Below are 13206 nucleotides of genomic sequence, written 5' to 3' on the forward strand. Positions count from 1 at the left end.
CCGTCAACCTCTTCGAAAGGCGTCCTCTTTTCAAAGGCATGAGGCCGCGGGCGTCACGTCGCCGTGACGCCCGCCGGCGATCAGCCCTTGAACACCTTCAGCATGGTGGAGCCCAGGCTGGCGGGGCTGTCGGCGACGGCGATGCCGACCGACTTCATGAAGTCGATCTTGAAGTCGGCGGTGTCGTTGCCGCCGGAGATCACCGCACCGGCATGGCCCATGCGGCGTCCCGGAGGAGCCGTGCGGCCGGCGATGAAGCCGACGACCGGCTTCTTGGTGCCCGAGGCCTTGATGAACTCGGCGCCGCGGACTTCGGCGTCGCCGCCGATCTCGCCGATCATGATGATGCCCTCGGTCTCCGGGTCCTTCACGAACAGCTCCAGGCTGTCGACGAAGTTGGTGCCGTTGACCGGGTCGCCGCCGATGCCGATGCAGGTGGTCTGGCCGAGGCCGGCCGCCGTGGTCTGCGCCACCGCTTCATAGGTCAGCGTGCCGGAGCGCGAGACGATGCCGATCTTGCCGCGCTTGTGGATGTGGCCCGGCATGATACCGATCTTGCACTCGTCCGGCGTGATGATGCCGGGGCAGTTCGGGCCGATCAGGCGGGTGGCCGAACCGCTGAGCGCACGCTTGACGCGGACCATGTCCAGCACCGGGATGCCCTCGGTGATGCAGACCACCAGCGGGATCTCGGCGTCGATGGCTTCCAGGATCGCGTCGGCCGCAAACGGCGGCGGCACGTAGATCACGGAGGCGTTGGCGCCGGTCTTCTCGACCGCCTCGGCGACGGTGTCGAAGATCGGCAGGTCGAGGTGCTTGGCCCCGCCCTTACCCGGCGTCACGCCGCCGACCATCTTGGTGCCGTAGGCGATGGCCTGCTCGGAGTGGAAGGTGCCCTGGGCTCCGGTGAAGCCCTGGCAGATCACCTTCGTGTTCTTGTCGACGAGAACAGCCATGTTACGCGGCCTCCTTCACGGCCTTGACCACCTTTTCGGCGGCATCGGCGAGGTTGTCGGCCGAGAGGATCGGCAGGCCGGATTCGGCCAGGATCTTCTTGCCCAGATCGACGTTGGTGCCTTCCAGGCGCACCACCAGCGGAACGTGCAGGTGCACTTCGCGCGCCGCGGCGACCACGCCCTCGGCGATCACGTCGCAGCGCATGATGCCGCCGAAGATGTTGACCAGGATGCCTTCGACGTTGCTGTCGGACAGGATCAGCTTGAAGGCCGCGGTGACGCGCTCCTTGGTGGCGCCGCCGCCGACGTCGAGGAAGTTGGCCGGCTCGCCGCCATACAGCTTGATGATGTCCATGGTGGCCATCGCCAGGCCGGCGCCGTTGACCATGCAGCCGATGTTGCCGTCGAGCTTGACGTAGTTGAGGCTGTGCTTGGCCGCCTCGATCTCCGACGGATCCTCTTCGGCCTCGTCGCGCAGCTCTTCCACGTCCTTGTGGCGGAACAGGGCGTTGTCGTCGAAGTTCATCTTGGCGTCGAGCGCCAGGATGTCGCCCGAGCCGGTGACGATCAGCGGGTTGATCTCGACGATGGCGCAGTCCAGGTCCACGAAGGCCTTGTAGGCGGCCTGGATGAACTTGGCGGCGGCGCCGACCTGCTTGCCTTCCAGGCCGAGCGCGAAGGCGACCTTGCGGGTGTGGTATCCCTGGATGCCGGTGGCCGGGTCGACCGCGACCTTGATGATCTTCTCGGGCGTGTTATGGGCGACCTCTTCGATCTCCATGCCGCCTTCGGTCGAGGCCATGATCGTCACGCGGCCGGTGGCGCGGTCGATCAGCATGCCGAGGTACAGCTCGCGCTTGATGTCGGCGCCTTCCTCGATGTAGAGGCGCTTGACCTCGCGGCCTTCCGCGCCGGTCTGCTTCGTCACCAGGACGCTGTTCAGCATCTCGGCGGCGTTCTTGCCGACCTCCTCGATCGACTTGACGACGCGGACGCCGCCCTTGCCCTCGGGGTTGTTCTTGAAGCGGCCGGCGCCGCGGCCGCCGGCGTGGATCTGGGACTTCACGACCCAGACCGGACCGCCCAGCTCGCGGGCGACCGTCTCGGCCTCCTGCGGGGTGTAGGCAACGCCGCCGCGGGGAACCGCGACGCCGTACTTCTTCAGCAGGCTTTTCGCCTGGTACTCATGGATGTTCATCGGGCGTCCATCTGTTTTTTGTTTCGGCTGACGAGAACGGGTCGACTGAAGGACAAGACGGGCGCACCACCGGCGTCCACCCGGCCCGGATATGGGCCGGGTGGACGCCGGAGACCGCGCGATCCGTTCTTTAGGAAGCGGCCTTCTCGGCGTCCAGCTTCTTGACGACGTCGACCAGCGTCTTCACCGCGTCGACGGAGTTCTGGAACATCGCCTTCTCTTCGTCGTTCAGCTCGATCTCGATGATCTTCTCGACGCCGCCGGCGCCGATGATCGTCGGGACGCCGACGTAGAGGTCGTCCTGGCCGTACTGGCCGCTCAGGTGGGCGGCGACCGGCAGAACGCGCTTCTGGTCCTTGAGGTAGGACTCGGCCATCTGGATGGCGGACGCGGCCGGGGCGTAGAAGGCCGAGCCGGTCTTCAGCAGCTTGACGATCTCGGCGCCGCCGTCACGGGTGCGCTGAACGATGGCGTCCAGCTTCTCCTGCGTGGTCCAGCCCATCTTGACCAGATCGGGCAGCGGGATGCCGGCGACGGTGGAGTAGCGCACCAGCGGGACCATGGTGTCGCCGTGGCCGCCCAGCACGAAGGCGGTGACGTCCTCGACCGAGACGTTGAACTCTTCGGCCAGGAAGTAGCGGAAGCGGGCCGAGTCGAGCACGCCGGCCATGCCGACCACGCGCTCCGGCGGCAGGCCGGACGCCTGCTGCAGCACCCACACCATCACGTCGAGCGGGTTGGTGATGACGATGACGAAGGCGTTCGGGGCGTACTTGCCGATGGCCTCGCCGACGGTCTTGCAGACGCCGCTGTTGATGCCGATCAGGTCGTCGCGGCTCATGCCCGGCTTGCGCGGGATGCCGGCGGTGACGATCACGACGTCGGCACCCTCGATGACCGAGTAGTCGTTGCCGCCGGTCAGGCTGGCGTTGAAGCCCTCGACCGGGGAGGTTTCGGCCAGATCCAGCGCCTTGCCGGCCGGCATGCCTTCGGCGATGTCGAACAGGACGACGTCGCCCAGTTCCTTCTGAGCGGCGAGCAGAGCCAGCGTGCCGCCAATCTGGCCGGCACCGACGAGCGCAATCTTCTTGCGAGCCATGGAGCGTTCCCTAAAACGTTTGAGCGTCCCCCATTCAGCGGGAGACTAGAACCGTTGGTCATTCTAACGTCTTAGGGATCCAGCGCCCCGAGATTTCGGAAGCGTAGGTAGCGCGTTTTGTCGCGGAGGGCAAGCATGACCGCAAGCGGGGCATTGCAGCGTTGCGTCGCACCCCCGATGATCCTTTCCAAACGCCGGAGCGTTCGGCTTTATACGTATGGTTCGCGTCCGGTCCTTACCTTGTTCGCAGATGGTCGAAGGAGAGCGCAGATGGCCAAGCTCGTGGCCCGTTTCATTCCCGGTCTGACCATGTCGCTGGCGCTTGCCGCCGGTGTCCTGGGGGCCGGTGCCGCCCAGGCCCAGACGGTCGGCGATTATACCGCCGCCATGGCCGCCGCCCCGATCACCGATCCGGCTGCGGAGGCCAGCGCCGCCTATTGCCGGCCGCTGACCAACTATGTCTACACCTCGATCCCCGACAACCAGCGCTCCAGCTGGGTGCTGCCGCTGGTGACGCTGGACGGGGCGCAGTCGGCGGAGACGGCCGCCAAGCGCGACGCCTGCCTGAAGGTGCGCCAGCAGGCGCTGATCGCCTTCGACGCCGGCACCGGCGAGCAGATCGTCACCCCGGCCGAGGCGATGGAAGGCCCGACCGACCGCGGCCCCTATTACAAGGAGCCGTCGCCCGACGCCCCGATCCCGCACACCGGCCGCGCCACCCCGCGCCAGCCGATGCCGCGCGGCGGCGTGCAGTAAGGACGGTCTCCGGGGGGCGCCTCGCCCCCCTTACGGCCCGACGCCGTAGCGTTCCAGGTGGCGGGCCATCTCGGCGGGGGACAGCGGGAAGCCGCTGCCCTGCCGGGCGTTCAGCATCGCCCGCGGGTGGATGCCGGCTGCCCGCGCCTGGATCTGCATGGCGCAGCGCATCGACAGGCCGGCGCGCCAGACCAGCGCGGTGACCGCCTGCGGGTCGTGGGCGTCGAGGATCAGATCCACCACCTCCGGCGCCACGCGGGCGCGCAAGGTCAGTGCCGTCCGCACGAAGCCGGTCTCGTTCCACGACATCGCGTCGCTGAGCGCCGTTTCGTCGAGCTTCCCCTGCCGGTGCAGGCGGACGGCGCGGCGTTCCGGCGGTTCTGCCGAGTCGGGCGCCTCGGCCCAGTCGATGCGGCGGCGGGTGGTCGCGGCAATCTCCGCCACCGTGGCGTCGTCGAGATCGCCGCGGCGGCGCAACGCCTCGACCACCGCCAGATCGACGAAATCGGCCAGCCGCAGCGCCAGCCGGCGGGGCAGGGCCGGGCGGCGGGCCAGCTTTTCCCGCCAGTCGGGATGGTGGGCCGACTGCTCCACCAGCGCTTCCAGAGTGGGTTCGGCGATCACCGCACCGCTGTTGTCGAGGAGGATGCCGGTCGCCTCGGCATGGCCGCTGCCGGCGATGGCGTCGGACAGGGCGGCGCCGATGCTGTGGCGCCGGGCGATGGCCGACAGCGCCCAGCCGGCCGGCGCCGCGGCGACGATGTCCAGCAGATCCTCGTCGCCCAGCGCCGCGCAGCAGCGCAGCACCGGCTCCGCCACCGAGCGTTCGACATCGCGCGCCAGCGTCGCCACCACCGAGGGCGGGGCGCAGGCGATGTCCTTGATCGCCGTCGCCAGCGCCTCGCGCACGCGGACGATGTGGTCGCGGGCCAGCTGTTCCAGCGCGCGGGTGGCGACGGTGCTGACGGTGTCGGCCCCGCCCGGCGGCAGGTCGGGCAGCAGCCGGCAAAGCTTGCGGGCCAGGGTGGAGCGCACGTCGGCATCGCCCATGCCGGCCAGCCGCGATTCGACCAGGACGTCGCCGACCTGACGGGCGACGCCGCGTCCGGGTTGGGGGGCGTCTGCGGGGGGCGATTCCGGCACCGGTTCCGGCGACTCGGCGAACAGATAGTCCATCAGCTCGGGCGCGACGCCGCACTCCGTCTCCGGCGGGAGATGGGCGGAGGGGCGGGAGGGGGAGCGCCGGGCTGTCACCGGACCTGAAGCCTTGTGGTTGGGCCGCGGCCGGAGCGGAGCGGCAACGGTGGGATCATGCGGACCATCGAAACGCCCCCCTGGTTAACGGCCCCCTAATTCGGCGGCCGTGCTCCCTGTGATATCTCTCCGGAATTGCAGCGGACCTCAGCGCCGCTTGGCCGCCGGGGTGCTGCCCAGCATGCTGCGCTGCGCCAGCATCGGGCGCGGCATCTGCCGGCCGCCCAGCACGCGGACCGGCACGGATTGCTCCTGCCGATGCTTGTCGAACTGATCGAAGATGCGCAGCAGCGTCTCCGCCGTGCCCTCGCCATACTGGATGTCGGTGCGGGCGCGGCCCAGTTCCGTGCGCAGCCCGTCGCGCAGCCGGCCGAACAGCGCGTCAAACAATGTCTGGAAATGCTCCTCGGCGAAGACGAAATGGCGCTCGCGCAGCTGGTCGGTCATCCGCCGCATGAAGGTCTGGCGCTGCTGGTGGAACTGCCGGAAGCGCAGCATCACCCGGATGAAGGGCGTGTCGGCCAGCACCGCCAGCGTTTCCTCATGCGCCAGCCGCTGCCAGACCTCGGCATCGCGGTCGGTCCCCAGCCGGTTGAACAGGGCGATGACGCTGGCGTTCATCGCTTCCCATTCCTTCTCGTAGAACAGGGCGGTCAGGGTCGATTGCAGGCCGGGAAGGATCACCTGTGGAAAGCTGGCGCCGGTGATCGGATCCATGCTGTCGGGCAGCCGGTTGCGCAGGGCCGAAACCATCAGGCGGGTGACGAAGTCGCGGCGGCGACCGCCGGCCCCGATCTGCGGAGGCTCCTCCCCCATGGTTCCGGAACCGCCGCCGCAGCCGCCGCAACTCGACGCCGTGCAGGATTGGCAGATCGAGGCGAACAGCGGCAGCACCGACGGCCAATGCGCCATCATCAACCCCATGGCGCGGGTGAACTCCTCGCGCGACAGGACGCCCTTGGCGGTGAATTGCGGCTCCAGCGCCTCCTGAAAGGTGCTGACCAGAGCCTGTGCCGTGCGGTGGTGGCGTTCGAACGGCGGCTGATCGGCGGTCATCCCACGCCCTCCCTCCCGGTGCATCCCAGCCGGCCGGCGAGTGGGCCGGTAGCGGTTACCGGAACAATTTATCCGGTATTTTATCTATCCTGGCTGTGACGGCCGTCACAGGGGGGACGGGACTGGGAAGGGAAGGGATGCTGCGGGCAAAAAAAGGGCCGCGTCCCAAATGGGCGCGGCCTTTAGTCTAGGGAGGAAACGCACTGCAAAATGCAGTAACGAGGCGGAGTTTAAGCCCACAGCCGTGTTAGCGGTACCACGGTTTTCGTATTGGTGCGGTGCGACATCCGCATAGCGCGGTATGGAATAGAGTTTGGTTTGCCCAGCCCCTATGCGGGGAGGCAGTTTTCTGCCCGTTTCATGGGCAATTTGCCGCTTGCGGGTTGGGCGAACGGTCAAATTTGAAAATCATCGCGCCTGTGAATGTTCGCAAACGAAAAAAGGGGGCGTCTCGCGACACCCCCTTTCCCCATCCGATGCGGACCGCAGCGTCAGGCCGCCAGCTTCTCGCGGATCAGTGCCTTGGTTTCCTCGATGCCGTAAAGCTGGATGAAGGAGCCCATGCGCGGGCCGGTGGTCTGGCCCAGCAGCACCTCGTACAGCGCCTGGAACCAGGCGCGCAGCTCGGTGAAGCCGTGGGCCTTGCCGACCTCGAACACCTCGTTCTGGATGACGTCGGCGCGGGCGTCGGCCGGCACGCTGTCGAGCTTGACCAGCAGATCCTGCAGGGCCGCGCGCTCTGCGTCGGTCGGCGCGCGGAACTGCTTGGTCGGCTTGACCTGATCCTGGTAGTAGCGCACGGCATAGCCGACCATGCTGTCGAGGAACGGGCTGTTCTCCGGCGTGGCGTCGGGCGCGTAGCGGCGGATGAAGCCCCACATGGCGTCCTTGGTCTCGGCATTCGCCGCACCGGCCAGATTGAGCAGCAGGTTGAACGACACGTCGGAGCGCACCGCCGGCGGCTTGCCGTTGTGGATGTGCCAGGCCGGGTTCTCCAGCTTCTTCGCCGGCTCCTCGCCATGGACCCTGTCGACGAAGGTCAGATACTCGTCGACGGCACGCGGGATGACGTCGAAATAGAGGCGCTTGGCCGACTTCGGCTTCTGGAACATGTAGAGGGCGAGGCTTTCCTGCGGCGCGTAGGCCAGCCATTCCTCCATCGTCAGGCCGTTGCCCTTCGACTTGGAAATCTTCTGGCCCTTGTCGTCGAGGAACAGCTCGTAATTGAAGCCTTCCGGCGGGGTGCCGCCGAGGATTTTGCAGATCTTGCCGGCGAGATCGGCCGACGGGATCAGGTCCTTGCCGTACATCTCGTAATCGACGCCGAGGCCGAACCAGCGCATGCCCCAGTCGGGCTTCCATTGCAGCTTCACATGGCCGCCGGTGACCGGCAGTTCCACCTTCCTGCCGTCCTCGTCCTCGAAGACGATGGTGCCGGCATCGGTGTTGCGCTCCAGCATCGGCACCTGGAGCACCCGGCCGGTCGAGGGGGAGACCGGCAGGAAGGGGCTGTAGGTGGCCTGACGCTCCGCACCCAGGGTGGGCAGCATCACCGCCATCACCTCGTCGTAATGGCGCAGGATGCCCAGCAGCGCCTCGTCGAAGCGGCCCGACTTGTACCAGTCGGTGGAGGACTGGAACTCGTACTCGAAGCCGAAGCTGTCGAGGAAGGCGCGCAGCCGGGCGTTGTTGTGGGCGCCGAAGCTGTCATGCGTGCCGAAGGGATCGGGCACCTGGGTCAGCGGCTTGCCGATATTGGCCGCCACCATCTCCTTGTTGGGGATGTTGTCGGGCACCTTGCGCAGCCCGTCCATGTCGTCCGAGAAGCAGAACAGCTTGGTCGGAATGTCGCTCATGGTCTGGAAGGCGTGGCGCACCATGCTGGTGCGCGCCACCTCGCCGAAGGTGCCGAGATGCGGCAGGCCCGACGGACCATAGCCGGTCTCGAACAGGACATAGCCTTTGGCGGGCGGAGCTTTCGCGAAGCGTGCGACCAGTTTGCGCGCCTCCTCGAACGGCCATGCCTTCGCCTGCAACGCCAGATCCCGTTCGCCGGTCATCGTCGGACCCTTTCGAAACCACAAAGATAAAGTTGGGAATGAGGGCAAAGACCCTAGGGCCGGCCGGGCGTGGCGTCAACCTTGGGCGTCCGGCCCGGCTGGCACGGATGTCCGGCGGGGGACGTCTTTGGTGGGTCTTGCGGCACCCTTTCGCCCGGTCCATCCTGCGCCCCCCGCGGAATCGGCCTTGCGGGAGTTGGCGGGGTTTTGGCGCGATGAGCTGGCTCTATCTGGTTGTGGCGATCCTGTTCGAGGTCGTCGGCACGTCGGCGATGAAGATGTCGGACGGGATGACGCGGCTCGGCCCGGCGGCGGTCGTGGTGGTGTGCTATGGCATCGCTTTCCTGCTGCTGGCCAAGGCGCTGCGCAGCATGGAGGTCGGCATCGCCTATGCGATCTGGTCGGCGACCGGTACTGCCGCCATTGCCGCCATCGGCGTCTTCGTGTTCGGCGAATCGCTGACGGTGATGAAGGTGGTCGGCATCCTCCTGATCGTCGCCGGGGTGATCAGCCTGCACATGGCGAGCGGGCCGGCGTGAACAGAGATAGTTAGGCATTGACCTAAGTATTTTTCGCCGGTAGGGTGCCGTCATGGATGCGGCACTCGACCTGACCTTCCGTGCGCTGGCGGACCCCACGCGCCGGGCGGTCGTCCAGGCGCTCGGGCGTGGCCCGGCGACGGTGGGCGACCTCGCGAAACCCTTCGACATGGCTTTGCCGAGCTTTCTCCAGCACTTGAAGATGCTGGAGGAGAGCGGACTCGTCGAAACGCGGAAGGTCGGCCGGGTGCGCACCTGCACGCTGAAGCCGGAGGCGCTGACGGCTGCGGAACGCTGGCTGGACGCCCAGCGGAGCCTCTGGACCAAACGGCTCGACCAGCTGGACAGCCTCGTGCTGGACCTGAACGAACGGGAGGACGGGACACCATGACCGCTATGGATTTCAATCCGCAGCTCGACCTTGAACTGAAGCGCGAGGTCGCGGTGCCGCCGCGTCTGGTCTGGCGGGCCTGGACCGAGCCGGAGCTGCTGATGAAGTGGTTCACGCCGGCGCCCTGGCGCACCACCGCCTGCGAGATCGACCTGCGGCCCGGCGGCAAGTTCCGCACGGTGATGGAAGGGCCGAACGGCGAGAGGAACGACAGCACCGGCTGCTTCCTGGCCGTGGAGCCCGAGCGGCGGCTGGTCTTCACCGATGCGCTGGGGCCGGGCTTCCGCCCCACCGGCGGCGGTTTCATGACCGCGTCCGTGACCATCGAGCCGTCGGCCGCCGGCACGCTCTACACCGCCGTCGCCTTCCACAAGGACGAGGTGGCAAAGACACAGCATGAGGAGATGGGCTTCCATCACGGCTGGGGCGCGGCACTCGACCAGCTCGTCGCCCTGGTGAAGGGCCTGTAGAAACAGGGGCTGCCTACACCCCGACCCTGCCTAAACCCCGACCTTGAACGGGTTCACCTGCCGGGCGGCGCGCTCCACCGCCTCGGCGGGGCCGGGGCGGCCGAGGAAATAGCCCTGGGCGAAGTCGCAGTTCAGGCCACGCAGGGCCTCCAGCGTCTCGGCGTCCTCCACGCCCTCCGCCACGGCGGTCAGGTTCAGGCTGTGGGCCATCTGGATGACGGCGGCGGTGATCTTGGCGCTGTCGTGGTTGCGGGTGAGGTCGGCGACGAAACCGCGGTCGATCTTCAGCTTGTCCACCGCCAGACGGCCGATGTAGGACAGGTTGGAATAGCCGGTGCCGAAATCGTCGATCGACACCTGCACCCCCATCGCCTTGATCCGGCGCAGATTGTCCATCACCAGGTCGGTGTTCTGGATCAGCATCGATTCGGTCAGCTCCAGCTCCAGCAGAAGCGGGTCGAGCCCGCTGTCGGTCAGCGCCCGCGTCACCGTGGCCACGAGGTCGCCGCGCTGAAGCTGCAAGGCCGACAAATTGACCGCCACCGACAGCGGCAACCCCTGGGTATGCCACTGCGCCGCCTGCCGGCAGGCCTCGGTCAGCACCCAGGCGCCGATCGGCACGATCAGGCCGCTGTCCTCGGCGATCGGGATGAAATCGCCGGGCGGGACCATGCCCTTGTCCGGGTGGTTCCAGCGCACCAGCGCCTCGGCACCGGTCACGGCGCCGGTCTCCAGGCTGACCTGCGGCTGGTAATGGATCAGGAACTCCCCCCGCTCCAGCGCGCGGCGCAGGCCGCTGCGGGTGGACAGATGCGCCACCGCCTCGGCGTTCATCGCCTCGGCATAGAAGCGGTGGGTGTCGCGGCCGGCCGCCTTGGCGTGGTGGAGCGCGGTGTCGGCGTTCTTCAGCAAGGTGGCGAAATCCTTCCCGTCGGCCGGGGCCATGGCCACGCCCGACGACAGGGTGAGGATCAGTTCCTGCCCGCCGACCTGGAAGGGGGCGGCCATCGCCTCGTGCAGGGAGGCGACGGTTTCCACCACCGTGTCGATGTCGGGCTTGCCGGACAGCAGCAGGATGAACTCGTCGCCGCCGCCGCGGCTGACCGTGTCGGTCTCGCGCACCGCCGCCTTCAGCCGGTCCGCCACCGCGCGCAGCAGCGCGTCGCCGACGGCGTGGCCCAGGCTGTCGTTCACGGTCTTGAAGCGGTCCAGCCCGCAGGCGACCAGCGCCACCAGCCGGCCATTGCGCTCGGATCGGGCCAGGGCCTGCTCGGTGCGGTCCTGCACCAGGATGCGGTTGGGCAGCAGGGTCAGCGCGTCGTGGCGCGACAGATACTCCATCCGTTCCTGCGCCGCCTTGCGCTCGGTGATGTCGCGGACCAGGACCAGCAGCCGGCGGTCGTTGCCGTCGATCACGGCGCGCCGCATGCTGACCTCCGCCCAGAACAGCGACCCGTCCAGCCGGCGGGCATGCCATTCGAACAGCTGCGGTTCGCCGTCCGCCGCCTTGTGGATCCGGGCGGCGGCGTCGCCCCGCGTGTAGGGCGGCACGCCGGAGCTGAGCTTCTCGACGGTGAGGTCGGACAGCGGGACGCCCTCCACCCGGTACATCTCCCGCATCCGGCGGTTGACCTCCAGGATGGAGCCGCCGTCCAGATCGTGGATGAAGATGGCGTCGGTGACGCTGTCGAAGATGGTGCGGACGCGCTCCTCGCTGGCGGTCAGGGCGGTGACCGCGGTGCGCAGGCTCTCGGTCTTGCTTTCGACCTGCCGGCGCAGCAGCAGGACCCAGACCAGAGCCCCGGCGCCCAGGACGGCCACCCCGGCCAGCAGCTTGACCAGCAGGTCCATCGTCTGCGGGCTGACCATGCCGGTGAGGGGGCGGCCGAGCCAGCGCTCCTCCACCGCCTTGCGCTCCTCCGGGGCGATGCGGGCGAAACCGTCGGCGATCAGGCGGAACAGGGCGGCGTTGCCCTTGCGCACCGCCCAGTGCAGTTCGCCGGTGTAGAGCGGCTCGGTGTAGCGGAAGCGACCCTGCACCCCGCGCTTGGTCATGTAATAGCGGGCCGAGGGGTCGTCCATGCAGAAGACGCGGGTTTCCTGGCGCGAGGCGGCATCGACCATTGCCTCGAAACCGGGATAGCGCTGGAAGGCGGTGATGCCCTGGTCGGTCAGCCATTCGATGCAGAAATCGCTGTCCTTCACCCCGACCGTGAAGGCGCGCAGCGACTCCACCCCGGTGATGCCGCTGAGGTCGGCGCTGAACCAGATCGGCACGTCGACGCGGGCATAGGGCTTGGAGAAGTCGTAGATCGCCTCGCGGGCGCTGTTGCGGAAGATGGTCTCAATGACGTCGGCGTCGCCCTTGTCCATCGCCTGCCGGGCGAGCCCCCAGTCGAGCGGCATCATCCGCACCGGGATGCCGGTCTTCTGCGACCACAGCATCCACATGTCCCTCACGATGCCGACATGGGTGCCGTCCGGCGTGTGGAAGCTGTAGGGCGGGTAATTGTTGTCCAGCGTCACCCGGATCTCGGCCGGGCGGGGGCCGGCTTCCGGAAGCGGGGCCGGCACCGGCGTGTTGATCGCCGCCGCCGGGTCGCCGGCCAGAAGCGACAGCAGGAGGATCGCCAGCAGCCGCAAGACCGCGGTCCGCGCGCCGCGGATCGCCATGGGCCTCCCCTTGGGCCTCATGGAGGCGCCCCGGGCGGAACAGTCGATGGACAGCGCATGGCGGACATGGACATGGCCCTTGCCGAGGTCATGGACAGCGCAGGCGTGTGAGGCCATCTCCTCACCGCCATCGCCAGCTTATCCAAGAGGGTAACCCGTTCGACAAGCTGCGGCAACGAAGGGTTCTCGCGCGCTTGTGACAAGCTCCCGCAGCGATGGCAGCCGGCGGACGCGCCCGGCAGGAGGTCAGGGAGAGCGGTCGGCGGGCGGGGCGGCGGGCCGGGGGGTGGGCTGAGTGCCGGCCCGGTCGTTCGCCCGGTCGTTCGCCTGGGCGCGCAGGGCGTCGCGGATTTCCTCCAGCAGCTGTTCCTGCCGCGGCGGGGTCTTAAGCGTTTCCTTGTGCAGGATGTGCAGCCGGTTGACCTGCCGGACGATCAGGAACAGGGCGCCCGACACGATCAGGAAATTGATGCAGGCGTTGATGAAGCGGCCATAGTTGACGGTGGCCGCACCCGCCTGTTCGGCAGCCTGGAGCGAATCGAACCGGCCGCCGGACAGGCTGAAGAAATAGTTGGAGAAGTCGATGCCGCCCATGACCCAGCCGATGGGCGGCATCAGGATATCCTTGACCAGGGAATTGACGATCCCCGTAAAGGCGGCACCGATGATGATGCCGACCGCCAGCTCCACGACATTGCCGCGGCTGATGAATTTCTTGAACTCTTCGAACATGGCGTCCCGTTTCTCCGTGGTC

12 protein-coding genes are annotated in these 13206 nt (G+C 67.7%); 4 read left to right on the plus strand and 8 right to left on the minus strand.

All coding sequences use genetic code 11. The features are described 5' to 3' along the window. Window positions 1–80 precede the first annotated feature (80 nt). The 3 genes from sucD to mdh form a co-directional block, all read right to left on the minus strand. Entirely contained in the window at window positions 81–956 is an 876-nt protein-coding gene (gene sucD, locus ACWPN8_RS03445; RefSeq protein ID WP_372398196.1) for a succinate--CoA ligase subunit alpha, read from the minus strand. Window position 957: 1 nt separating this feature from the next. Further along, window positions 958–2154, minus strand: coding sequence for an ADP-forming succinate--CoA ligase subunit beta (gene sucC, locus ACWPN8_RS03450; protein WP_174475077.1), 1197 nt, complete (start codon window positions 2152–2154; stop codon window positions 958–960). Between the two features lie 130 nt (window positions 2155–2284). After that, window positions 2285–3253: a malate dehydrogenase gene (gene mdh / locus ACWPN8_RS03455; protein ID WP_042699729.1), complete on the minus strand. Its 969-nt coding sequence runs from the start codon at window positions 3251–3253 to the stop codon at window positions 2285–2287. 270 nt (window positions 3254–3523) lie between these two features. Between mdh and ACWPN8_RS03460 the strand changes: the two genes are divergently transcribed. Further along, window positions 3524–4009, plus strand: coding sequence for a hypothetical protein (locus tag ACWPN8_RS03460; protein ID WP_492239915.1), 486 nt, complete (start codon window positions 3524–3526; stop codon window positions 4007–4009). A gap of 30 nt (window positions 4010–4039) precedes the next feature. Here ACWPN8_RS03460 and ACWPN8_RS03465 read toward each other — a convergent pair whose 3' ends face one another. From ACWPN8_RS03465 to ACWPN8_RS03475, 3 genes are all read right to left on the minus strand, one after another. Beyond that, a complete protein-coding gene (locus tag ACWPN8_RS03465) occupies window positions 4040–5263 on the minus strand; it encodes a DUF2336 domain-containing protein (RefSeq protein ID WP_492239916.1) in 1224 nt (407 codons plus the stop codon). A gap of 147 nt (window positions 5264–5410) precedes the next feature. Beyond that, the gene (locus tag ACWPN8_RS03470; RefSeq protein ID WP_492239917.1) at window positions 5411–6319 is read right to left on the minus strand and encodes a hypothetical protein; all 909 of its coding nucleotides are present in this window, start codon (window positions 6317–6319) and stop codon (window positions 5411–5413) included. 491 nt (window positions 6320–6810) lie between these two features. Then, window positions 6811–8379: a lysine--tRNA ligase gene (locus ACWPN8_RS03475; protein WP_492239918.1), complete on the minus strand. Its 1569-nt coding sequence runs from the start codon at window positions 8377–8379 to the stop codon at window positions 6811–6813. Between the two features lie 215 nt (window positions 8380–8594). Here ACWPN8_RS03475 and ACWPN8_RS03480 point away from each other — a divergent pair, with 215 nt between their 5' ends. Genes ACWPN8_RS03480 through ACWPN8_RS03490 form a run of 3 tightly spaced genes read left to right on the plus strand, consistent with a single transcriptional unit; the run spans window position 8595 to window position 9779 of the window. After that, on the plus strand, window positions 8595–8918 hold the full coding sequence (locus tag ACWPN8_RS03480) for a DMT family transporter (protein ID WP_109449673.1): 324 nt from the start codon (window positions 8595–8597) through the stop codon (window positions 8916–8918). 52 nt (window positions 8919–8970) lie between these two features. Next, the gene (locus tag ACWPN8_RS03485; RefSeq protein ID WP_109449671.1) at window positions 8971–9309 is read left to right on the plus strand and encodes an ArsR/SmtB family transcription factor; all 339 of its coding nucleotides are present in this window, start codon (window positions 8971–8973) and stop codon (window positions 9307–9309) included. Next, window positions 9306–9779, plus strand: coding sequence for an SRPBCC family protein (locus ACWPN8_RS03490; RefSeq protein ID WP_109449669.1), 474 nt, complete (start codon window positions 9306–9308; stop codon window positions 9777–9779). Before ACWPN8_RS03485 ends, ACWPN8_RS03490 begins: the two co-directional genes overlap by 4 nt. Before the next feature lie 30 nt (window positions 9780–9809). Here ACWPN8_RS03490 and ACWPN8_RS03495 read toward each other — a convergent pair whose 3' ends face one another. Together ACWPN8_RS03495 and mscL are read right to left on the minus strand one after the other, a co-directional pair. After that, window positions 9810–12569, minus strand: a complete 2760-nt coding sequence (locus ACWPN8_RS03495; RefSeq protein ID WP_492239919.1) for an EAL domain-containing protein — start codon at window positions 12567–12569, stop codon at window positions 9810–9812. 129 nt (window positions 12570–12698) lie between these two features. Continuing rightward, window positions 12699–13184, minus strand: coding sequence for a large conductance mechanosensitive channel protein MscL (gene mscL / locus ACWPN8_RS03500; RefSeq protein WP_492239920.1), 486 nt, complete (start codon window positions 13182–13184; stop codon window positions 12699–12701). Window positions 13185–13206 lie beyond the last annotated feature (22 nt).

Source organism: Azospirillum sp. UENF 112521 (assembly GCF_058780665.1).

What these genes read in the sequence shown, in the direction of transcription:
- sucD (WP_372398196.1), bottom strand. Translation starts at nt 956, where the DNA reads ATGGCTGTTCTCGTCGACAAGAACACGAAGGTGATCTGCCAGGGCTTC.
- sucC (WP_174475077.1), bottom strand. Translation starts at nt 2,154, where the DNA reads ATGAACATCCATGAGTACCAGGCGAAAAGCCTGCTGAAGAAGTACGGC.
- mdh (WP_042699729.1), bottom strand. Translation starts at nt 3,253, where the DNA reads ATGGCTCGCAAGAAGATTGCGCTCGTCGGTGCCGGCCAGATTGGCGGC.
- ACWPN8_RS03460 (WP_492239915.1), top strand. Translation starts at nt 3,524, where the DNA reads ATGGCCAAGCTCGTGGCCCGTTTCATTCCCGGTCTGACCATGTCGCTG.
- ACWPN8_RS03470 (WP_492239917.1), bottom strand. Translation starts at nt 6,319, where the DNA reads ATGACCGCCGATCAGCCGCCGTTCGAACGCCACCACCGCACGGCACAG.
- ACWPN8_RS03475 (WP_492239918.1), bottom strand. Translation starts at nt 8,379, where the DNA reads ATGACCGGCGAACGGGATCTGGCGTTGCAGGCGAAGGCATGGCCGTTC.
- ACWPN8_RS03480 (WP_109449673.1), top strand. Translation starts at nt 8,595, where the DNA reads ATGAGCTGGCTCTATCTGGTTGTGGCGATCCTGTTCGAGGTCGTCGGC.
- ACWPN8_RS03485 (WP_109449671.1), top strand. Translation starts at nt 8,971, where the DNA reads ATGGATGCGGCACTCGACCTGACCTTCCGTGCGCTGGCGGACCCCACG.
- ACWPN8_RS03490 (WP_109449669.1), top strand. Translation starts at nt 9,306, where the DNA reads ATGACCGCTATGGATTTCAATCCGCAGCTCGACCTTGAACTGAAGCGC.
- ACWPN8_RS03495 (WP_492239919.1), bottom strand. Translation starts at nt 12,569, where the DNA reads ATGGCCTCACACGCCTGCGCTGTCCATGACCTCGGCAAGGGCCATGTC.
- mscL (WP_492239920.1), bottom strand. Translation starts at nt 13,184, where the DNA reads ATGTTCGAAGAGTTCAAGAAATTCATCAGCCGCGGCAATGTCGTGGAG.